Source organism: Enterobacter chengduensis, from assembly GCF_001984825.2.
Taxonomy (GTDB): Bacteria; Pseudomonadota; Gammaproteobacteria; order Enterobacterales; family Enterobacteriaceae; genus Enterobacter; species Enterobacter chengduensis.
Window position 1 is genome coordinate 4,836,153 of record NZ_CP043318.1, and the last position, 20,005, is coordinate 4,856,157.

Annotated in this window: 18 protein-coding genes; 4 read left to right on the forward strand and 14 right to left on the reverse strand. The window is 56.9% G+C overall.

From position 1 onward, the window contains the following. Positions 1-40: 40 nt before the first annotated feature. Both FY206_RS23400 and pepQ read right to left on the reverse strand, forming a co-directional pair. Positions 41-655 carry an IMPACT family protein gene (locus tag FY206_RS23400; protein WP_032644768.1) on the reverse strand — a complete coding sequence of 205 codons (615 nt, stop codon included), beginning with the start codon at positions 653-655 and terminating at the stop codon, positions 41-43. After that, entirely contained in the window at positions 655-1,986 is a 1,332-nt protein-coding gene (gene pepQ, locus FY206_RS23405) for a Xaa-Pro dipeptidase (RefSeq protein ID WP_032644769.1), read from the reverse strand. Before pepQ ends, FY206_RS23400 begins: the two co-directional genes overlap by 1 nt. Positions 1,987-2,175: 189 nt before the next feature. Between pepQ and fadB the strand changes: the two genes are divergently transcribed. Together fadB and fadA are read left to right on the forward strand one after the other, a co-directional pair. Next, on the forward strand, positions 2,176-4,365 hold the full coding sequence (gene fadB / locus FY206_RS23410) for a fatty acid oxidation complex subunit alpha FadB (protein WP_032644770.1): 2,190 nt from the start codon (positions 2,176-2,178) through the stop codon (positions 4,363-4,365). A 9-nt stretch (positions 4,366-4,374) separates the two neighbouring features. Beyond that, a complete protein-coding gene (fadA, locus tag FY206_RS23415; RefSeq protein WP_032644771.1) occupies positions 4,375-5,538 on the forward strand; it encodes an acetyl-CoA C-acyltransferase FadA in 1,164 nt (387 codons plus the stop codon). A gap of 182 nt (positions 5,539-5,720) precedes the next feature. On the opposite strand, the gene fre is transcribed toward fadA, so the two are convergent. After that, the gene (gene fre, locus FY206_RS23420) at positions 5,721-6,422 is read right to left on the reverse strand and encodes an NAD(P)H-flavin reductase (protein ID WP_008501516.1); all 702 of its coding nucleotides are present in this window, start codon (positions 6,420-6,422) and stop codon (positions 5,721-5,723) included. Between the two features lie 42 nt (positions 6,423-6,464). Next, on the reverse strand, positions 6,465-7,955 hold the full coding sequence (gene ubiD, locus FY206_RS23425) for a 4-hydroxy-3-polyprenylbenzoate decarboxylase (RefSeq protein ID WP_086379821.1): 1,491 nt from the start codon (positions 7,953-7,955) through the stop codon (positions 6,465-6,467). A gap of 173 nt (positions 7,956-8,128) precedes the next feature. Here ubiD and rfaH point away from each other — a divergent pair, with 173 nt between their 5' ends. Then, complete coding sequence (gene rfaH, locus FY206_RS23430; protein WP_032644774.1) at positions 8,129-8,620, forward strand: transcription/translation regulatory transformer protein RfaH; 492 nt, start codon at positions 8,129-8,131, stop codon at positions 8,618-8,620. On the opposite strand, the gene tatD is transcribed toward rfaH, so the two are convergent. The 9 genes from tatD to udp form a co-directional block, all read right to left on the reverse strand. Then, a complete protein-coding gene (gene tatD, locus FY206_RS23435) occupies positions 8,617-9,399 on the reverse strand; it encodes a 3'-5' ssDNA/RNA exonuclease TatD (protein WP_032644775.1) in 783 nt (260 codons plus the stop codon). The genes rfaH and tatD overlap by 4 nt on opposite strands. 41 nt (positions 9,400-9,440) lie before the next feature. Continuing rightward, positions 9,441-10,211, reverse strand: coding sequence for a Sec-independent protein translocase subunit TatC (tatC, locus tag FY206_RS23440; RefSeq protein WP_032644776.1), 771 nt, complete (start codon positions 10,209-10,211; stop codon positions 9,441-9,443). 2 nt (positions 10,212-10,213) lie between these two features. Further along, positions 10,214-10,756 (reverse strand): Sec-independent protein translocase protein TatB, encoded by a 543-nt coding sequence (tatB, locus tag FY206_RS23445; RefSeq protein WP_032644777.1) that lies wholly within the window; start codon positions 10,754-10,756, stop codon positions 10,214-10,216. 3 nt (positions 10,757-10,759) lie between these two features. After that, positions 10,760-11,014, reverse strand: a complete 255-nt coding sequence (gene tatA, locus FY206_RS23450; protein WP_023309609.1) for a Sec-independent protein translocase subunit TatA — start codon at positions 11,012-11,014, stop codon at positions 10,760-10,762. A gap of 76 nt (positions 11,015-11,090) precedes the next feature. After that, complete coding sequence (gene ubiB / locus FY206_RS23455) at positions 11,091-12,731, reverse strand: ubiquinone biosynthesis regulatory protein kinase UbiB (RefSeq protein WP_032644778.1); 1,641 nt, start codon at positions 12,729-12,731, stop codon at positions 11,091-11,093. Next, a complete protein-coding gene (ubiJ, locus tag FY206_RS23460; RefSeq protein ID WP_032644779.1) occupies positions 12,728-13,333 on the reverse strand; it encodes a ubiquinone biosynthesis protein UbiJ in 606 nt (201 codons plus the stop codon). The genes ubiB and ubiJ overlap by 4 nt, the downstream gene beginning before the upstream one ends. A gap of 13 nt (positions 13,334-13,346) precedes the next feature. Continuing rightward, on the reverse strand, positions 13,347-14,102 hold the full coding sequence (gene ubiE / locus FY206_RS23465) for a bifunctional demethylmenaquinone methyltransferase/2-methoxy-6-polyprenyl-1,4-benzoquinol methylase UbiE (protein WP_008501525.1): 756 nt from the start codon (positions 14,100-14,102) through the stop codon (positions 13,347-13,349). A 66-nt stretch (positions 14,103-14,168) separates the two neighbouring features. After that, positions 14,169-15,626 carry a DNA recombination protein RmuC gene (gene rmuC / locus FY206_RS23470; protein ID WP_032644780.1) on the reverse strand — a complete coding sequence of 486 codons (1,458 nt, stop codon included), beginning with the start codon at positions 15,624-15,626 and terminating at the stop codon, positions 14,169-14,171. A gap of 140 nt (positions 15,627-15,766) precedes the next feature. After that, positions 15,767-16,528: a uridine phosphorylase gene (gene udp, locus FY206_RS23475; RefSeq protein ID WP_003860792.1), complete on the reverse strand. Its 762-nt coding sequence runs from the start codon at positions 16,526-16,528 to the stop codon at positions 15,767-15,769. Between the two features lie 255 nt (positions 16,529-16,783). Here udp and FY206_RS23480 point away from each other — a divergent pair, with 255 nt between their 5' ends. Continuing rightward, on the forward strand, positions 16,784-17,590 hold the full coding sequence (locus FY206_RS23480) for a dienelactone hydrolase family protein (protein WP_032644781.1): 807 nt from the start codon (positions 16,784-16,786) through the stop codon (positions 17,588-17,590). Positions 17,591-17,671: 81 nt separating this feature from the next. Here FY206_RS23480 and metE read toward each other — a convergent pair whose 3' ends face one another. Further along, positions 17,672-19,933, reverse strand: coding sequence for a 5-methyltetrahydropteroyltriglutamate--homocysteine S-methyltransferase (metE, locus tag FY206_RS23485; RefSeq protein ID WP_032644782.1), 2,262 nt, complete (start codon positions 19,931-19,933; stop codon positions 17,672-17,674). Between the last annotated feature and the right edge of the window lie 72 nt (positions 19,934-20,005).

Here is a 20,005-nt window from a genome sequence, read left to right on the forward strand (position 1 = left end):
CTCTGCCGCTTCCTTTGGTATTCAAAAAGTGAGGTGGGGATTATTCTTCAATCGGCAGCAATTGCAACGAACCACGACTAAAATCAGCCAGCTTTGCTGAAAAAGCAGCCAGTTCCGCCTGAGGAAGCGCCACGCGTAATTGCACCATCGCCTGATATTCACTGTGCGCGATGACGCCGTTAAACTGCCTCAGCAGCGCCTCGATGCCCGAAAGCTGGGCGTAATCGCATACTAAAGTATATTCGGTAAGCGGCGTTTTGCGGGCAGTGACCAACATGTGAAGCGCCTGCTGCACGCCCCCGCCATAGGCTTTAACCAGCCCACCGGTCCCTAACAAAATGCCGCCGTAGTAGCGCACCACCACGGCGGTAATTTCCCCCACGCCGCTGCCCATCAGCTGCGAAAGCATGGGTTTACCGGCCGTACCCGCTGGTTCACCGTCGTCGGAAAACCCCAATTGCTGCGAATCGTCCGGCGGCCCTGCCACCCAGGCCACGCAGTGGTGGCGTGCGTCAGGATGCTCAGCCCGGACGGACTCAACAAACGCCTTTGCCGCCTCTACGCCGTCGGTGTGCGCCAGCAGCGTAATAAAGCGGCTTTTCTTGATGTCCTCAACAAAGGTGACCGGTTCAGCCGGTATCAGCCAGCTTTCCATCAGGCCAGCTTCAGGTCTCGCGTCATGTTCTCGATACCGTTCTCGTGAATCACGACGTTATCTTCGATGCGAATACCGCCAAACGGCTTCAGCGCCTCAATTTTTTCCCAGTTGAAGTGCTTACTGAACTGGCCTTCACGCCACGGCGCCAGCAGGGATTCGATGAAGTAGATCCCCGGTTCAATCGTCAGCACCATGCGCGGCTCCAGAATACGGGTGCAGCGCAGGTAAGGATATTTAGACGGTGCCGCCAGGTGCGTGCCGGTATCATCCTGCATAAAGCCCGCGACGTCGTGAACCTGCAGGCCCAGCGGGTGACCAATGCCGTGCGGCATGAATGGCCCGGTCAGATCGTTCTCGACCATCGCCTCTTCGCTCATGTCTTTCACAATCTGATGCTTACGCAGCAGTTTTGCGATGCGCTGATGGAACTGGATGTGGTAATCCACATAGCTGGTTCCCGCCTTCATGGTGCCAATCAGCGCCAGCTGTTCATCGTTCACGTCTTTGATCAGCTGTGCGAAATCGGTATCCGCGTTAGCTGCCCAGGTACGGGTCAGGTCGGCCGCGTAGCCGTTGTACTCTGCCCCTGCGTCCAGCAGGAAGCTGCGCATTTCCGACGGAACCTGGTGATCCAGTTTGGTGTAGTGAAGCACAGACGCGTGCTCGTTCAGCGCGACAATGTTGCTGTACGGCACGTCGGTATCACGGTGACCTGTCGCGGTCAGATAGGCCTGATTGATGTCGAACTCGCTCATCCCCGACTGGAACGCTTCGTGCGCGGCACGGTGACCATTCACCGCCGTTTTTTGCGCTTCACGCATGCAGTAAAGTTCATAGTCGGTTTTATATGCGCGGTAATAGTGGAGGTAATCCAGCACCCCTTTCGGGTTCAGTTTGTCTGCTGCAATATCCAGGCCTAATGCACGTTCCGGCACAGGGCCAATATAGGCAATGTTGCCACGCGCGGCAGGCAGCTGGCCGCCAATACCGTCCGCTTTTGGCAGCGCAATCACCTCAATCTCTTCCGTCCAGAAAGAGGTCGGAAGCGGCTCAACGTTGTGCCAGTAATCAACCGGCAGGTAGAACCACAGTTTCGGCTTGTTCACGCCATCCACCAGCAGCCAGCAGTTAGGAACCTGCGTCACCGGCACCCAGGCCTTAAACTGCGGGTTCACCTTAAACGGATAAGCGTGGTCATCCAGAAAGGTATTCATCAGCTCGCCGGAGTGGATCAGTAGCGCATCCAGCTTAAAGCGGGCCAGTACATCGCGGGTACGTTCCTGTAGGGTAACGATATGATTTTTATAAAGCGAAGCCAGTGAGTCCATCATTATTCCTTTCGTTTTTTGACCTCAAGTCATCGCATCTTAGCACACCTCACTCCGCCTGCGTGATTTCCACCGACCGTGATCAATGCAGCATTTTCTTAATGAGTAATTTGCATTTTATTAACATAAATCCCACACTCCGATTCATCTGGTATGACCAGATCCAATTGCTGGATTCAGGAGACTGACATGCTCTACAAAGGCGACACCCTGTACCTCAACTGGCTGGAAGATGGCATTGCCGAACTGGTGTTCGATGCCCCCGGCTCAGTGAATAAGCTCGATACCGCGACGGTGGCCAGTCTTGGCCAGGCGCTCGACGTTCTTGAAAAACAACCTGAATTGAAAGGGCTGCTGCTGCGCTCGAACAAAGCGGCCTTTATTGTCGGTGCCGATATCACCGAGTTCCTTTCGCTTTTCCTGGTTCCGGAAGAACAGCTGAGCCAGTGGCTGCACTTCGCCAACAGCGTCTTTAATCGTCTGGAAGATCTGCCTGTCCCGACCCTTTCCGCCGTTAATGGCTACGCGCTGGGCGGTGGCTGCGAGTGCGTGCTGGCGACCGACTACCGTCTGGCGACGCCGGACCTGCGCATCGGCCTGCCGGAAACCAAGCTGGGCATCATGCCGGGCTTTGGCGGCTCCGTGCGTATGCCGCGTATGCTGGGTGCCGACAGCGCGCTGGAGATCATCGCCGCAGGTAAAGATGTCGGCGCAGAACAGGCGCTGAAAATTGGCCTGGTCGACGGCGTTGTCAAACCCGAAAAGCTTGTTGAAGGCGCACTCGCCATTTTGCGTCAGGCAATTAACGGCGATCTCGACTGGAAAGCCAAACGCCAGCCGAAGCTGGAGCCGTTAAAACTCAGCAAGATTGAAGCCACCATGAGCTTCACCATCGCCAAAGGCATGGTGATGCAGACGGCGGGTAAACACTACCCGGCGCCGATCGCGGCGGTGAAAACCATTGAAGCGGCGGCCCGTCTCGGTCGCGATGAGGCGCTGAAGCTGGAAAACCAAAGCTTTGTCCCGCTGGCGCACACCAACGAAGCCCGCGCGCTGGTCGGTATCTTCCTCAACGATCAGTTCGTGAAAGGCAAAGCCAAACAGCTGACCAAAAACGTTGAGACGCCAAAACACGCGGCGGTACTCGGCGCGGGCATTATGGGTGGCGGCATCGCCTACCAGTCGGCCTGGAAAGGCGTGCCGGTGGTGATGAAAGACATCAGCGAGAAATCCCTGACGCTGGGCATGACCGAAGCGGCCAAGCTGCTGAACAAACAGCTGGAACGCGGAAAAATTGACGGCCTGAAGCTGGCAGGGGTGATCTCCACCATTCAGCCGGTGCTGGAATACAGCGGTTTCGACCGTGTCGACGTGGTGGTCGAAGCCGTCGTCGAGAACCCGAAAGTCAAAAAAGCGGTGCTGGCGGAAACGGAAGACAAGGTTCGCCCGGATACCGTACTCGCCTCTAACACCTCCACCATTCCAATCAGCGAACTGGCGAGCGTGCTTAAGCGTCCGGAAAACTTCTGCGGAATGCACTTCTTCAACCCGGTACACCGTATGCCGCTGGTCGAAGTGATTCGCGGGGAAAAAACCTCAGACGAGACCATCGCGAAAGTGGTGGCGTGGGCCAGCAAGATGGGCAAAACGCCGATCGTGGTCAACGACTGCCCGGGCTTCTTCGTCAACCGCGTGCTGTTCCCTTACTTCGCCGGCTTCAGCCAGCTGCTGCGCGACGGGGCGGACTTCCGCAAAATCGACAAAGTGATGGAAAAACAGTTCGGCTGGCCGATGGGCCCGGCGTATCTGCTGGATGTGGTCGGCATTGATACCGCCCACCACGCCCAGGCGGTAATGGCGGCAGGCTTCCCGCAGCGCATGCAGAAAGACTATCGCGACGCCATTGACGCGCTGTTCGACGCTAACCGCTTCGGTCAGAAAAACGGCCTCGGCTTCTGGCGCTATAAAGAAGACAGCAAAGGCAAACCGAAGAAAGAAGAGGATGCGGTAGTGGATGGCCTGCTGGCCGACGTCAGTCAGCCGAAGCGTGACTTCACCGACGATGAGATCGTCGCCCGCATGATGATTCCGATGATCAACGAAGTGGTGCGTTGCCTCGAAGAAGGCATCATCGCCAGCCCGGCAGAAGCCGATATGGCGCTGGTCTATGGCCTGGGCTTCCCTCCGTTCCACGGCGGCGCGTTCCGCTGGCTGGACACGCTCGGCAGCGCCCGCTACCTCGATATGGCTCAGCAGTATCAGCACCTGGGCCCGCTTTATGAGGTACCGGAAGGGCTGCGTAATAAAGCGCGCCATAACGAACCCTACTATCCAGCAGTTGAGCCAGCCCGTCCGGTTGGCGAGCTGAAAACGGCTTAAGGAGTCACAATGGAAAAGGTTGTCATTGTTGATGCGATTCGCACACCGATGGGCCGTTCAAAAGGCGGCGCATTCCGTAACGTGCGTGCGGAAGACCTCTCCGCGCACCTGATGCGTAGCCTGCTGGCGCGTAACCCGTCGCTGGATCCTGCTGCGCTGGACGATATCTACTGGGGCTGCGTGCAGCAGACCCTGGAGCAAGGCTTCAACATCGCCCGTAACGCGTCGCTGCTGGCGGAGATCCCGCATTCGGTTCCGGCCGTCACCGTTAACCGCCTGTGCGGTTCGTCAATGCAGGCGCTGCACGACGCGGCCCGCATGATCATGACCGGTGACGCGCAGGCCTGCCTGGTGGGCGGCGTGGAGCATATGGGTCACGTGCCGATGAGCCACGGGGTCGATTTCCACCCGGGCATGAGCCGTAACGTGGCGAAAGCCGCAGGGATGATGGGCCTCACCGCCGAGATGCTCTCCCGCCTGCACGGCATTAGCCGCGAAATGCAGGACGCCTTTGCCGCGCGCTCTCACGCTCGCGCATGGGCGGCGACGCAGTCCGGTGCCTTTAAGAATGAGATCATCCCGACCGGCGGTCACGACGCTGACGGCGTCCTGAAGCAGTTCAGCTACGACGAAGTCATCCGTCCGGAGACCACCGTCGAAGCGCTTTCCACCCTGCGCCCTGCGTTTGATCCGGTTACCGGTACGGTCACGGCGGGAACCTCGTCGGCGCTGTCCGACGGTGCCGCCGCGATGCTGGTGATGAGCGAAAGCCGCGCCCGCGAGCTGGGCTTAACCCCTCGCGCTCGGGTACGTTCCATGGCGGTCGTGGGCTGCGATCCGTCAATCATGGGCTATGGCCCGGTTCCGGCCTCGAAGCTGGCGCTGAAAAAAGCGGGACTAACCGCCAGCGACATCGATCTGTTCGAGATGAACGAAGCGTTTGCCGCGCAGATCCTGCCGTGCATTAAAGATCTGGGACTGATGGAGCAGATCGACGAGAAGATTAACCTCAACGGCGGCGCGATCGCCCTCGGTCACCCGCTGGGTTGCTCCGGGGCGCGTATCAGCACAACGCTGATTAACCTGATGGAACGCAAAGATGCCCAGTTTGGTCTGGCAACGATGTGTATCGGGCTGGGTCAGGGTATCGCGACGGTGTTTGAGAGAGTGTAAATCAGGAAAAGTATCTCAAAACCAATGACGTCAGAACAAGGCGGCAAGCGAGCGAATCCCGATGAGCTTACTCAAGTAAGTGATTCGGGTGAACGAGCGCAGCCAACGCAGTTATGGCGTCATTGGCGAAGAGAGACAGTTTAGTTGCCGTTCTTCCCGCCTGTCAGGGGCGGGTTTTTTATTTAAATGAAGGCAAACGCATCGCCGAACAGGCGATCTTCACGCGCGTCACGTTCGTTACAGAACAGGTCCCGGGCGATTTTCGCCATCTCGAAACGGCCAGCGATATAGATATCATGCCCTGCCAGCGTACCGTGATCCTGCAATACCGCCGTCAGCACGGTACCGCTACGCCCGCGCCAGCCCTCTTCCGGCTGCTCAACCACCGGCTCAATGCGCAGGTTTGGATGAGTAACGCTCAGCGCTTCCAGCTCAGAGAGATCGTACAGGTGTTTCTCTTCGCGCCCCCCCCAGTAAATGGTGATGTCACGGTCCGGGTTACGCGCCAGGGCGGTTAACAGAATAGAACGCACGTAGGAGAAGCCGGTACCGCCCGCAATCAGGATCAGCGGACGGTCTTCGTCATCGCGCAGCCACGCGTCACCGTGTGGAATATCCACCACGATCTCGCGTTCTTTCAGAATGCGGTCCATGACGGCCATCGCATACAGGTTAAGCTCTGACGCACCAATATGAAGCTCAATAAATTCCTGCTCCGCTGGCGTTGAGGCCATAGAGAAAGGACGCTTATCACGCTCATCCATCACAACCATCAGGTACTGACCCGCGCGGAAAGAGAATGGCGCTTCTGGCACTAAACGGACGCGATATACGGTGTCGGTGATGGCATCTACCGAGGTCACTTTACAGCTTAAGGTTGTCATTCGCTCTCTCTGTCGGGAAGTCTATAGGGCTTAACGGTCAGCTCAGGGTTTACCGTTATTCATTATGGCCAGTTCGTCCCAGATCGCGTCAATGCGCGCGGTCACGGCAGGATCTTTTTTGATCGGGCGACCCCATTCACGGTCGGTTTCGCCAGGCCATTTATTTGTGGCATCCAGTCCCATCTTTGAGCCAAGACCGGAAACCGGCGAGGCAAAATCCAGGTAATCTATCGGCGTGTTTTCGACTAACACCGTATCGCGCGCCGGGTCCATTCGCGTGGTAATGGCCCAGATGACGTCATTCCAGTCGCGGGCGTTTACGTCATCATCGCAGACAATTACAAATTTGGTATACATAAACTGGCGCAGGAAAGACCATACGCCCATCATCACGCGTTTTGCATGACCCGGGTACTGTTTCTTCATCGTAACGACCGCCATGCGATACGAGCATCCCTCAGGCGGCAGATAAAAATCAACAATTTCCGGGAACTGCTTTTGCAGGATCGGCACAAACACTTCATTCAGCGCCACGCCAAGCACCGCGGGTTCATCCGGTGGACGCCCGGTATAGGTGGAGTGATAAATCGCATCTTCACGCTGCGTAATGTGCGTCACGGTAAACACCGGGAAGTGATCCACTTCGTTGTAATAGCCGGTATGGTCGCCGTAAGGGCCTTCTGGCGCCATTTCACCCTGCTCAAGATAACCTTCCAGCACAATTTCAGCACTGGCGGGCACTTCAAGATCGTTAGAGATGCACTTCACGACTTCAGTCTTCGTGCCGCGCAGCAGGCCTGCAAAGGCATATTCAGAAAGGGTATCCGGCACGGGCGTGACGGCCCCGAGAATGGTGGCCGGATCGGCGCCCAGCGCAACGGACACCGGGAAACGTTCCCCCGGATGCGCAGCGCACCACTCCTGGAAATCCAGCGCGCCGCCGCGATGCGACAGCCAGCGCATGATGAGCTTATTCTTGCCAATCAGCTGCTGGCGGTAAATACCCAGATTTTGCCGTTCTTTATGCGGACCGCGCGTGACGGTCAACCCCCAGGTGATCAGCGGCGCGGCATCTTCCGGCCAGCACTGCATGATAGGGATTTTGGTCAAATCAACCGCATCGCCTTCCAGCACTTTCTGCTGGCACGGCGCGCCGCGCAGGCGTTTGGTGGGCATGTTCAGCACCTGCTTAAACTGCGGCAGCTTGTCGAACAGATCGCGGAAGCCTTTCGGCGGCTCCGGCTCTTTCAGAAATGCCAGCAGCTTACCCACTTCACGCAACGCGGTAACGTCTTCCTGCCCCATCCCCAATGCGACACGACACGGTGTACCAAACAGGTTGCACAGCACCGGCATGGCGTAACCTTTCGGATTTTCAAAGAGTAACGCGGGGCCACCGGCACGCAGGGTGCGGTCAGCAATTTCTGTCATCTCCAGATAGGGATCAACAGGAAGTGTAATACGTTTGAGTTCGCCCTGCTTTTCCAGCAGCGTCAGGAAGTCGCGGAGATCGTGGTATTTCATGCAGTTAATCATGGCCTCTCTGTAAGCGCTTCATTATACGGCGTAAGCCTGCTTGATGCTGTAATTTTGTTAAATAAGCGTGAACTTATGCGTTCTGTTCCATTTTCCCCCATTATAATCAACTTAGCGATCCCGCCAGGGTTTTGATATGCTTGCGCCCCGAACTAAGGGAAAGAGTGATTATGCAGGCCTGGTATTTACTGTATTGCAAACGCGGGCAACTTCAGCGCGCGCAGGAACATCTTGAACGTCAGTCTGTCAATTGCCTGACGCCCGTGATCACGCTTGAAAAAATGCAGCGCGGGAAGCGCACAACCGTCAGCGAGCCGCTGTTCCCGAACTACCTGTTCGTGGAGTTCGACCCGGAAGTCATCCATACCACAACCATTAGCGCAACCCGTGGCGTCAGCCACTTCGTGCGTTTTGGCGCTCACCCGGCAATGGTTCCATCGACGGTTATTCACCAGCTGTCGATTTATCAACAGCCTGAAGGGATCACCGATCCCGAAACCCCTTATACAGGCGATAGCGTCGTGATTACCGAAGGCGCGTTCGAAGGCCTGCAGGCGATTTTTGCCGAACCGGACGGGGAAGCGCGCTCTATGCTGTTGCTTAATCTGCTGAACAAGCAGGTGCTGCAGAGCGTGAAAAACACCGACTTCCGCAAGCTTTAAACGCTTATCCCGAACAGATTCCGCACGTTGTCATCCGTCTGCGCGGAAAGCCAGTGCGGATCCTCTCCGCGCCACTTAGCAACGCTCTCTACAATGTGCCCGAGATAAGCGGGTTCATTTCGCCGCGATGCCGGTTTGGGTTTCATATCGCGCGGGAGCAGATAGGGTGCATCGGTTTCAAGGAGCAGCCGGTCAGCCGGGATTACCGGCAACAGCGCCCGAAGTTCAAGCCCGCGGCGTTCATCGCAAACCCACCCGGTAATCCCCAGATAGAGCCCACGCTCCAGACATTCCAGCGCCTCCTGCCGGGAACCCGTGAAGCAGTGCAGTACCGCGCCGGGCAGTTTATCGAGCCACGGATCCAGAAGGGCCAGGAAACGCTCATGCGCGTCGCGGCAGTGCATAAATACGGGCATTTCAAGCTCTGCCGCCAGCGCAAGCTGGGCAGTAAACGCCTTTTCCTGCTCTTCAGGCGTAGAAAAGTTACGGTTGAAATCGAGACCGCATTCGCCAATCGCCACCACCTCTGCTGTTTTAGCCAGCCTGTAGAGGGTGTCGCCACTTTCCGGGGTCCACTGGCTGCTGTCGTGAGGATGGACGCCAGCGGTAGACCAACAGCGATCGTAGCGTTGCGCCAGCTGCTGCGCCTGCTCGCTCTCATGCAGGTTGGTACCCGTAAGCAGCAGTCCTTTGACCCCGGCGGCAAACGCACGCGCAACCACCTCATCGCGATCTTTCGCAAACTGCGAGCTGGTCAGGTTGAGTCCGATATCAAACATGCAAATCCCCATGTAACAACCGCCCTGACGGGCGGCTGGTTTTACTCTTCAGTGGTCTTGTCGGACGTATCGTCTTCGTCATCCGAGCGACGCCCTTTACCCACGTAGAAACGGGAGAAGAAGACCCCGACCTCAAACAGACAGTACATCGGTATGGCCAGCAGCGTCTGGGAGAACACATCCGGTGGTGTCAGCAGCATGCCGACGACAAACGCGCCAACCAGGATATACGGACGCTTCTTGCGCAGGTCATCCGGGGTCGTTACCCCAACCCAGCAAAGCAGCACAATGGCCACCGGCACTTCGAATGCCACGCCAAACGCCATAAACAGCGCCATCACAAAGCTGAGGTAGCTGGCGATATCCGTCGATACCTGGACCCCTTCCGGCGCGGTATGCGTCAGGAAGCCGAAGGCCAGCGGGAAGACAACGAAATAGGCAAACGCCATGCCGATATAGAACAGCAGCGAGCTGGACACCAGCAGCGGTATCACCAGCTTGCGTTCATGCTTATACAGCGCAGGCGCGACAAACGCCCATACCTGGTAAAGAATGACCGGTGCAGAGGCAATCAACGACACCCAAAAGGTGAGCTTGATAGGGGTAAAGAACGGAGAAGCAACGTCTGTTGCAATCATCGTTGCGCCCAGCGGCATCTGCTTGATCAGCGGCGCAGAGACCACCTGATAGATATCGTTGGCAAAATAGACCAGGCACAGGAATATGAGTAAAACCGCAATAATGCAGTTTAACAGGCGCTTACGCAGCTCAATGAGGTGCGTAATCAGCGGTTGAGTATCATCTACTGCCATGTTTACGCTTTATCACTCGACGAGGGGGATGATTCGGAAACGGGCGCAGCGGGCTTCACTTCCGCTGTTTTTGCCACCGGGTCTTCCGGCTGCGCCTGCTTTTTCACTTCGGTTTCCTGAGGCGTCTGTTCTGGCGCGACAGCCTGATGTTCAGCGGTGGCTGGCGTCACGCCCTCGCGCTGCGCCTCGCTGCCCTTCACCACCGGATTATGGATGGTGTTCGCTTCATCGCTCGCTTTTTCAGGGTCGTTAACGCTATAGGAGCGCTTCATCGATTCCGCCGCTTCGCGCAGCTCATCCATTGACGCTTTCAGTTCTGGCGTCAGGTTATCCATGCTCGCCTTCTCAACCTTTTTCAGGCTTTCCTGAAATTCCTGCAGCTTAAGCTCCTGCGCCAGTTCATTCTGAACGGTCGATGCCAGCGATCTCAGCGCACGAACCCAGCCCGCAACGGTTTTCACTGCCACCGGCAGACGCTGCGGCCCCAATACAATCAGGCCAATCACAAAGACCAGCAGAAGCTCACTAAAACCAATGTCGAACACGACTTACACCTGCTCTTTATCGTGGCGTTTAGCGTCTTCCTTTTTGGCTTCTTCCTGCTTGTCGGCGATGGATTTAGCAGTAAAGTCAGCGTCCTGGCTGGTTTTATCCTGCTTGCTCTCATCATCGCTCATCGCTTTCTTGAAGCCTTTGATAGACGCGCCCAGATCGGAACCAATAGAACCGAGCTTTTTGGTGCCAAACAGCAGCACGACGATGACGGCAATAATGACTAATTGCCAGATACTGATACCACCCATACATGTTCCTCAGGGATAGATGATTAATGAGTCAGGTCGCATTATACGTTTACGACCCGTCGATAGCGACGCACGCTTAGCGCGTTTTTCTCCATCCGGCTAGCCAGACAACCGCCCCGCCAGCCATCAGCCAGGCGGGCATCATCTGCCAGTCCGGGCGGTTGATCAGCAGCAGCGTACCGCTCAGCAGCAGCGTTGCGCCAATCCCAAAGAGATAGCGTGACTGGCCCTGGCGAACACGGCTGGACTGAAGCTCGCGGGCGATTTTATCCATGCTGTGCTGAAGGTTCTTGCTCTGACGCAAACTGTCGTAAACCAGTTCAGGAATTTCAGGCATTTTTTCTATCCAGAACGGGCCTTTCTCTTTCAGAGATCGCACCAGCGCCGGAAGGCCAACCTGATCCTTGATCCAGGATTCAAGGAAAGGTTTCGCGGTCTTCCACAAGTCTAACTGAGGATAGAGCTGCCGGCCTACACCTTCAACGTAAAGTAATGTTTTCTGGAGTAAAACTAGCTGCGGCTGAACTTCCATATTAAAGCGGCGAGCCGTATTAAACAGGTTTAACAGCACGTGACCAAAGGAGATTTCCGCCAGCGGCTTTTCAAAAATCGGTTCACAAACGGTTCGGATCGCGAACTCGAACTCTTCGACGTTGGTGTCCGGCGGCACCCAGCCGGAATCGACGTGCAGTTCGGCCACCTTGCGATAGTCGCGGTTGAAGAACGCGATGAAATTCTCCGCCAGGTAGCGTTTATCTTCTTTGTTTAGCGACCCCACAATCCCGCAGTCGATACCGATATACTTCGGATCCTCAGGATGTTCGTAGCTGACAAAGATATTGCCCGGGTGCATGTCCGCATGGAAAAAGCTGTCGCGGAACACCTGGGTAAAGAACACCTGTACGCCACGCTCAGCTAAAAGCTTCATGTTCGTACCCTGTTTCTCCAGGGCCACCACATCCGAAACCGGAATACCGTAAATACGCTCCATCACCATCATGTTCTGACTGCAGTAGTCAGAATAGACTTCAGGTACATAGAGCATCGGGCTGTTTTCAAAGTTGCGACGAAGCTGAATGGCGTTGGCCGATTCACGCAGCAGGTTAAGCTCATCAATCAGCGTTTTTTCATATTCCCGCACCACTTCCATCGGACGCAGACGACGCCCGTCCGGCAGCAAGCGTGGCACCCAGCGCGCCAGACGATAAATCAGCTTCATGTCCGCTTTGATGATCGGCAGGATGTCTGGACGAATGACCTTAATAACGACTTCTTTGCCGTTTTCTTTCAAACGCGCGGTGTGCACCTGCGCGATAGAGGCCGATGCCAATGGCTTAATGTCGAAATCGTCAAACCACGCCTCAATGGGAATATTGCCCATCGCCTCTTCAATTTGCTTTTTCGCGCGCGCGCCGTCAAACGGTGCGACGCGATCCTGCAGCATCGCGAGCTCGTCGGCAATCAGCGGCGGGAAGAGATCGCGGCGGGTCGACAGCATCTGTCCAAATTTGATCCACACCGGGCCGAGCTCCTGCAGCGCCAGGCGCAGACGCTCTCCCAGCGGTTGACCTTTATGGCGATTGGGCATCCAGAACAGCATCCGCCGCCAGATACGAAGCGGCAGCGTGATACGCATTTTGGGGATAAGCTCGTCGAGCCCGTAGCTCAAAAAGGTGCGAATAATGAAATAGAGGCGCCGAATTTCACCAGGCGTCATTTGCCCTCCAGTTTTTCCAGCCGTTTGGTCAACGCATCAACCGCACGTTCAACAGCAGCGGTCTCTTCCGCAAACCATGCCACTTCGAGTGGACCAGGCGCCATTCGCCACTCCTCTGTCAGCACTTCCGCCGCATAGCGTTGCTGGCGTTGGAGGCTTTTACGCGCAAAAGATGCGCCACCATGAAGGACTTTCCCGATACCTTCAGCGGCAATGTCGCCGATAAAAGGCGCGAGCAGCTCTGCCGGATCAAACTCCGCCAGATCGGTGAGCGCAACAAAGTTCTGCACGACCTGAATGTCGCCTTCCACTTCCAGCTCACCGCTGCGGATAAGCGCCGTTAATTGCTGGCGATCGCGCAGTTTTGGCAGCACGCTCATATGCGTAATGACCGAGCAGTCGGCTTCGCCTTCCCACGCCCCGAGAACGTCAAGCTGACGTTCGCTGAAGACCAGCACAAGCGGCGTCGAGAACTCTTTCAGAACAATGCGTAAGACCTTCCCGTTAAGCCGCTGACGCGCAGCTTTCAGCGCCGGAGCACGATACAGAAAAGCGTTCAGTACATTCTCGATGCCTGCGGAGACTAAGGGTTTAAAGGGCACGGGACACCTCCACTCAGAATTTGTAACCGCGATGCAGCGCGACGACACCCGCCGTCAGGTTGAAGTATTCAACGTTCTCAAATTCCGCGTCCTGCATCATGGCTTTTAACGTGTCCTGATCCGGGTGCATACGGATGGATTCCGCCAGATAGCGGTAGCTTTCAGCGTCGTTGGCTACCAGCTCACCGATGCGCGGCAGCACGTGGAAGGAATAGGCGTCGTAAGCTTTGCTCAGCGGCTCAATAATCGGTTTGGAGAATTCGAGCACCAACAGGCGTCCACCCGGCTTCAGCACGCGGTACATGGAGCGGAGCGCTTTTTCTTTATCGGTCACGTTACGCAGGCCGAAGGAGATCGTGATGCAGTCGAAGGTATTGTCCGGGAACGGCAACGCTTCGGCGTTTGCCTGCACATATTCCACATTCCCCACCACGCCGATGTTACGCAGCTTTTCGCGTCCCATTTTCAGCATGGAGTCATTGATATCGGCGAGAACAACGCGACCGGTTTCGCCCACCAGACGGGAGAATTTCGCGGTTAAGTCGCCCGTACCGCCGGCTAAGTCCAGCACCGTTTGACCACGACGTACGCCGCTACAGTCAATGGTGAAGCGCTTCCACAAGCGATGAATGCCGAACGACATCAGATCGTTCATCACATCGTACTTCGCCGCCACGGAATGAAATACGTGGGCCACCATGTCAGCTTTCTGCGCTTTGGCGACAGTCTGAAAGCCAAAGTGCGTTGTGTCTTGTGAATCGTCAACCATCTCAGAGCCTGCTCATCAGTAAATTGTTCGTGAAGTGTAACAGATTGGGCGCAATTGCCCTACGTTTCAACCACCGCGAAAGAAACGCGCCGGCGGCTCGTCCGGTGGCAAATCCGCCGCTAACGCGTTGTCTTCACTGTTTGTCTTTTGTTCACCCGCACCTTCTCGCAGGCGAAACTCGTCGTCCTGAGCGGTCGCCTGTTCAACCAATTCCGGATTAATCTCGCGTTTAACTTCTACCCCCAGGCTGCGGAATGATTCGGCCTGCGCCAGCAGGTTGCCGCGTCCGGAGGCGAGTTTTTTCATCGCCTGGCGGTAGTTATCCTGCGCACGATCCAGGCTCTGCCCAACGGAAGACATGTCGTCCACAAAGAGGCGCATTTTGTCGTACAGCTTGCTGGCACGATCGGCAATCTGCTGCGCGTTGCGGCTCTGGTGCTCATAGCGCCACAGGTTGGCAATGGTACGTAACGCCACCAGCAGCGTGGTAGGGCTGACCAGCATGATGTTATTTTTGAGCGCTTCGGTGATGAGTTCAGGCTGCCTGTCGAGCGCCAGCAGAAATGCGGGCTCTACCGGGATAAACATCAGGACGTAGTCCAGCGAGCGCAGCCCCGGCAGCTGCTGGTAATCCTTTCTGCCGAGCAGGCGGATGTGGTTACGCACGGAGGCGATGTGCTCCTGCAGCGCGGATTCGCGGGTATAGTCATCCTCGGCGTTGAAATAACGTTCGTACGCCACCAGCGTCATTTTGGCGTCAATCACCACATCTTTGCCCTGCGGCAGCCGCACGATCACATCCGGCTGCATTCGAGAGCGGGCATCGTTTTCGATACTTACCTGCGTTTCATATTCGTACCCTTCCCGCAGACCAGAGGCCTCCAGCACGCGGGTCAGCACCACTTCTCCCCAGTTGCCCTGGGTTTTGTTATCCCCCTTCAGCGCGCGGGTCAGGTTGACCGCTTCCTGCGCCATTTGGGCATTCAGCTGCTGAAGATTGCGAATCTCATGCGCCAGCGTGTGCCGCTCGCGGGCTTCCTGACCAAAGCTGTCCTGCACCTGACGACGAAAACCGTCCAGCTGTTCACGCAGCGGCGTCAGCAGGCTGTTCAGGCTCTGGCGGTTCTGTTCATCAACGCGGCGGTTGCTGTGCTCAAAAATTCGGTTGGCGAGGTTCTCAAACTGTTCGCTGAGGCGCTGCTCGCTGTTGATCATCTGGCGGATTTTATCTTCCGCATGCAGCTGGGTGGATTCCAGGCGGGTGGTCACTTCGCGGAGATCGGCCTCCAGCGACGTGTTGATATCACGCAGGTTGCGCAGCTCGTTGTTGAGCAGTTCACACTCGTCGCGCCAGTGCTCGCTCAGGGCAAGCTGCTGTTTTGTCGCGCTTAAGTCGGCGACGATCTCTTCACGTTCAGCCAGCCGATCGGCCTTCTGCTGCGCGTGCTGGTAGCTGGACATCAGCCAGCCTATCGCCACGCCCGCCAGCGCAATCACCGCATAAATCAGGATTGAGATATCCACAATGCCCCCTGCATCAACGTATTACCCGCACAAAATAGAATTGTGCTGTATAAACGTCCAGTTTGAAAGGGTTTTCCTGCGAGGCGCTACGCAAAAAATAAAGGCCGAACGCGTCGGCCTTTGATTTCGAAAGGAGAGGACTAGATCAGGCGACGCGCGGCTTCTACCACGATTTTCACGGCATGGCTTTCGGTCTGCTTCATCGTTTCGGCGTTCGGGATTTCCTGCTGGGTACGGTTGACGATAACGCCCGCCACCATACCGGCACGCAGACCCTGGCTTGCGCACATGGTCAGCAGCGTGGCGGATTCCATTTCGTAGTTCATTACGCCCATGGACTGCCACTCTTCCATTGAGCCCTTGAAGCGGCTTACCACGCGGCCTGAGAAGGTGTCGTAACGCTCCTGGCCCGGATAGAAGGTGTCGGACGACGCGGTTACGCCTACGTGAGTGGTTGCGCCCACCGATTTCGCGGCTTCAACCAGCGCGGTGGTGCATTCGAAATCCGCCACTGCCGGGAATTCCATCGGTGCAAAGTGCAGGCTTGCCCCGTCCAGACGGACTGATGCGGTCGTGACCAGCACGTCGCCCACGTTGATGTGCGGCTGGATCGCGCCGGTGGTACCGATACGCAGGAAAGTACGAATGCCCAGCTGCGCCAGCTCTTCAACAGCAATAGAGGTAGACGGACCGCCGATACCGGTAGAGCACACGATCACCGCTTTGCCATCCAGCTCTGCACGCCAGGTGGTGAACTCACGATGGGCAGCCAGCTTGACCGGCTTATCCATCAGCGCGGCGATCTTTTCCACACGCTCAGGGTCGCCAGGGACGATCGCGAGCGTAGCCCCTTGTAAATCGTTTTTGGTGAGGCCGAGATGAAAAACATCAGACTTAGACATAGGTGACTCCTCTGTGGGTCGGTTAGTCAGAAGAAGTAAAACGGTACTTTACAGAAGCAGTAAGCATATTTTCGTGACGCACCTCACCATGAATGAAAATGGTTACATTGAATTTCCATAAAAAAGTGATTTACATCACATTAACAAGTTATATCGCCAGGTGCTGCACAAAAGATAGACCGTTTAAGGCACTGTGAGTTGTTAACCTGGTGTCTATATTTACCTTTGCGCTAACTCATTGGTACGGAGAATGCCATGACTGAAAAAACCGGTTTTGCACCTGCTGCGGCCCCGCTTGCTTCAACCATCGTTTCAACCTCAGAAGAGGCCATCACGGCGGGCGAGACCTCCATTCCCTCGCAGGGGGAGAATATGCCTGCTTATCACGCGCGGCCAAAATCGGCAGAGGGTCCGCTGCCCATCGTGATCGTGGTTCAGGAAATTTTCGGCGTTCATGAACATATTCGCGACCTCTGTCGCCGTCTGGCGCTGGAAGGCTATCTGGCCGTTGCGCCAGAGCTCTACTTCCGTCAAGGCGATCCGAACGACTACAGCGATATTCCCACATTGCTTAGCAACCTGGTCAGCAAAGTCCCGGACGCGCAGGTGCTGGCCGATCTCGACCACGTCGCCAGCTGGGCGGCGCGCAACGGGGGCGACCCGCACCGTCTGCTGGTCACCGGTTTCTGCTGGGGTGGACGCATTAGCTGGCTGTATGCCGCGCACAATCCGCAGCTCAAAGCCGCTGTCGCCTGGTACGGCAAACTGGTGGGGGAGAAAACGCTGAATTCGCCGAAACATCCCGTGGATATCGCTACCGAGTTAAATGCCCCGGTGTTAGGCCTGTACGGCGCTCAGGACACAGGGATTTCGCTTGATTCGGTAGAGACCATGCGTCATGCGCTTCGTGCGGCAAATGCAAAGGCGGAGATCGTGGTGTATCCGGATGCCGGGCATGCGTTTAACGCCGACTATCGTCCGAGCTATCACGCGGAATCGGCCAAAGATGGCTGGCAGCGAATGCTGGCGTGGTTTAGCCAGTATGGCGGGAAGAAAGCATAAAAAAGCCCGGTGGCGGCTGCGCCTTACCGGGCCTTAAGGTAGGCCGGGTAAGCGTTAGCGCCACCCGGCAATCCAGCTCCACTACGCCTGACGCAAATTCTGCGCCGCCTTGACCATGTTGGCGAGCGCCGCACGCGTCTCCGGCCAGCCGCGGGTTTTCAGGCCGCAGTCCGGGTTCACCCACAGGCGCTCTGCCGGAATGCGCTGGGCGGCTTTTTTCAGCAGGGCCTCAATCCACTCCACGCTCGGCACGTTCGGAGAGTGAATGTCGTACACGCCCGGCCCGATCTCATTCGGGTAGTCGAACTCTTCAAACGACTCCAGCAGCTCCATGTCTGAACGCGAGGTCTCAATGGTGATCACGTCGGCGTCCAGCGCGGCTATGGAATCCATGATGTCGTTAAATTCGCAGTAACACATGTGGGTGTGGATCTGCGTGTCGTCCTTCGCCACCGATGCATTAATGCGGAACGCCTCTACGCCCCACTTCAGGTAGGCATCCCAGTCGCTGCGGCGCAGCGGCAGACCTTCGCGCAGCGCCGGTTCGTCAATCTGGATAATGCCAATGCCCGCCGCCTCCAGATCCGCCACCTCATCGCGCAGCGCCAGCGCGATCTGTTTGGCGATGGTTTCACGGGTCACGTCTTCGCGCGGGAACGACCAGCAGAGAATGGTCACCGGCCCGGTGAGCATGCCCTTAACCGGCTTGTCGGTCAGAGACTGGGCATATTTGGCCCACTCCACGGTGATCGCTTCCGGACGGCTGACGTCGCCGATCACCACCGGCGGCTTCACGCAGCGGGAGCCGTAGCTCTGCACCCAGCCGTTCTGGGTAAACACAAAGCCGTCAAGGTGCTCACCGAAGTATTCCACCATGTCGTTACGCTCGGCCTCACCGTGCACCAGCACGTCCAGACCTAAACGCTCCTGCTCGATAATCGCCTGCTTGATGTGCTCCGCAATGCCGGTACGGTAGTGATTCGCGTCCAGATTGCCCTTCTTGAAATCGAGACGCAGGCCGCGGATCTCCGTAGTCTGCGGGAAAGAGCCGATCGTCGTGGTCGGCCATGCAGGCAGGTTGAAGCGGGCGCGCTGGGCTTCCGCGCGCACCTCATACGGACTCTGGCGCTGGCTGTCCTGGGCGGTAATAGCCGCCAGACGTTTTTCCACCGCCGGGTTGTGCACGCGCGCCGAATGACGACGCGCTTGGATCGGGGCGCTCCATTCGACAATCGCCTCCGTGTCGCCGCTGTTCAGCGCGTCGCGCAGCAGTGCCAGCTCTTCGCATTTTTGCAGGGCGAAGGCAAACCAGCTTTTTACTTCGGGATCGAGGCGGGTCTCTACGCTGAGATCGAGCGGGCTGTGCAACAATGAACAGGACGAGGCCACCCACAGCTCACGTTTACCGACGATGTCTTTGATTTGTCCGTATTTCTCGGTGAGATCGGCACGCCAGACGTTACGACCGTTAATCAGCCCGGCCGAGAGCAGCCAGTCTGCGGGCAGACGCTTGTGCAGCTCCGCCACATCATCTTTACCGTGTACCAGGTCAACGTGCAGGCCCTGAACCGGCAGCGCGGTAATGGTGTTCAGGTTCGGCGTGACGCCTTCAAAATAGGTGGTCAGCAGCAGCTTCACCTGCCCGGTAAGCGCGTCATACGCCGGTTTGAAGGCATCGAGCCATTCCTGGGGCAGCTCAAGCACCAAAGCAGGTTCGTCGATTTGCACCCACTGAATGCCGCGCTTGCCCAGCTCAATCAGCACCTGCCTGTAGACCGGTAGAATGTCCTTCAGCAGGCTGAGGCGGTCAAACGGCTCGCCTTTGACCTTACCCAGCCACAGATACGTTACCGGCCCGAGCAGCACCGGCTTCACCTGGTGGCCCAGTGCCAGCGCTTCGTCCACCTCGTCCAGAAGCTGCGTCCAGGTCAGCCTGAACTGCTGGCCTTTTACGAACTCCGGCACCATATAGTGATAGTTGGTGTTAAACCACTTTGTCATTTCCGCCGCTGCCGCTGGCTCACCCGTTGGCGCGCGGCCACGGCCGATGCGGAACAGGGTATCGATATCTACCGATCCATCTTTGTTCTGATGACGAGCCGGCACGTTGCCCAGCAGCAGGCTGGTCGTCAGAACATGGTCGTACCAGGCGAAATCGCCCACCGGCAGCAGGTCAATGCCCGCCTGTTTTTGCTGATCCCAGTGACGGGCGCGCAGCTCTCGCCCCACCGCGAGCAGTTCTTCACGGGTGACGTTCCCCGCCCAGTAGCTTTCTTGCGCTTTTTTCAGCTCGCGACGCAGGCCAACGCGAGGGAAACCGAGAGTGTGATTGCGGATTGTCATGGTATGCCCCTTGTGGAAATTCGTTATTTAGACGTCCAGATGTTTACACATCTATAATTGGCAGGTACTGTA

Bases quoted from the DNA above. Each gene is read 5' to 3' on its own strand.
- FY206_RS23400 (WP_032644768.1), bottom strand. From the start codon at position 655: ATGGAAAGCTGGCTGATACCGGCTGAACCGGTCACCTTTGTTGAGGAC.
- pepQ (WP_032644769.1), bottom strand. From the start codon at position 1,986: ATGGACTCACTGGCTTCGCTTTATAAAAATCATATCGTTACCCTACAG.
- fadB (WP_032644770.1), top strand. From the start codon at position 2,176: ATGCTCTACAAAGGCGACACCCTGTACCTCAACTGGCTGGAAGATGGC.
- fadA (WP_032644771.1), top strand. From the start codon at position 4,375: ATGGAAAAGGTTGTCATTGTTGATGCGATTCGCACACCGATGGGCCGT.
- fre (WP_008501516.1), bottom strand. From the start codon at position 6,422: ATGACAACCTTAAGCTGTAAAGTGACCTCGGTAGATGCCATCACCGAC.
- rfaH (WP_032644774.1), top strand. From the start codon at position 8,129: ATGCAGGCCTGGTATTTACTGTATTGCAAACGCGGGCAACTTCAGCGC.
- tatD (WP_032644775.1), bottom strand. From the start codon at position 9,399: ATGTTTGATATCGGACTCAACCTGACCAGCTCGCAGTTTGCGAAAGAT.
- tatC (WP_032644776.1), bottom strand. From the start codon at position 10,211: ATGGCAGTAGATGATACTCAACCGCTGATTACGCACCTCATTGAGCTG.
- tatA (WP_023309609.1), bottom strand. From the start codon at position 11,014: ATGGGTGGTATCAGTATCTGGCAATTAGTCATTATTGCCGTCATCGTC.
- ubiB (WP_032644778.1), bottom strand. From the start codon at position 12,731: ATGACGCCTGGTGAAATTCGGCGCCTCTATTTCATTATTCGCACCTTT.
- ubiE (WP_008501525.1), bottom strand. From the start codon at position 14,102: ATGGTTGACGATTCACAAGACACAACGCACTTTGGCTTTCAGACTGTC.
- udp (WP_003860792.1), bottom strand. From the start codon at position 16,528: ATGTCTAAGTCTGATGTTTTTCATCTCGGCCTCACCAAAAACGATTTA.
- FY206_RS23480 (WP_032644781.1), top strand. From the start codon at position 16,784: ATGACTGAAAAAACCGGTTTTGCACCTGCTGCGGCCCCGCTTGCTTCA.
- metE (WP_032644782.1), bottom strand. From the start codon at position 19,933: ATGACAATCCGCAATCACACTCTCGGTTTCCCTCGCGTTGGCCTGCGT.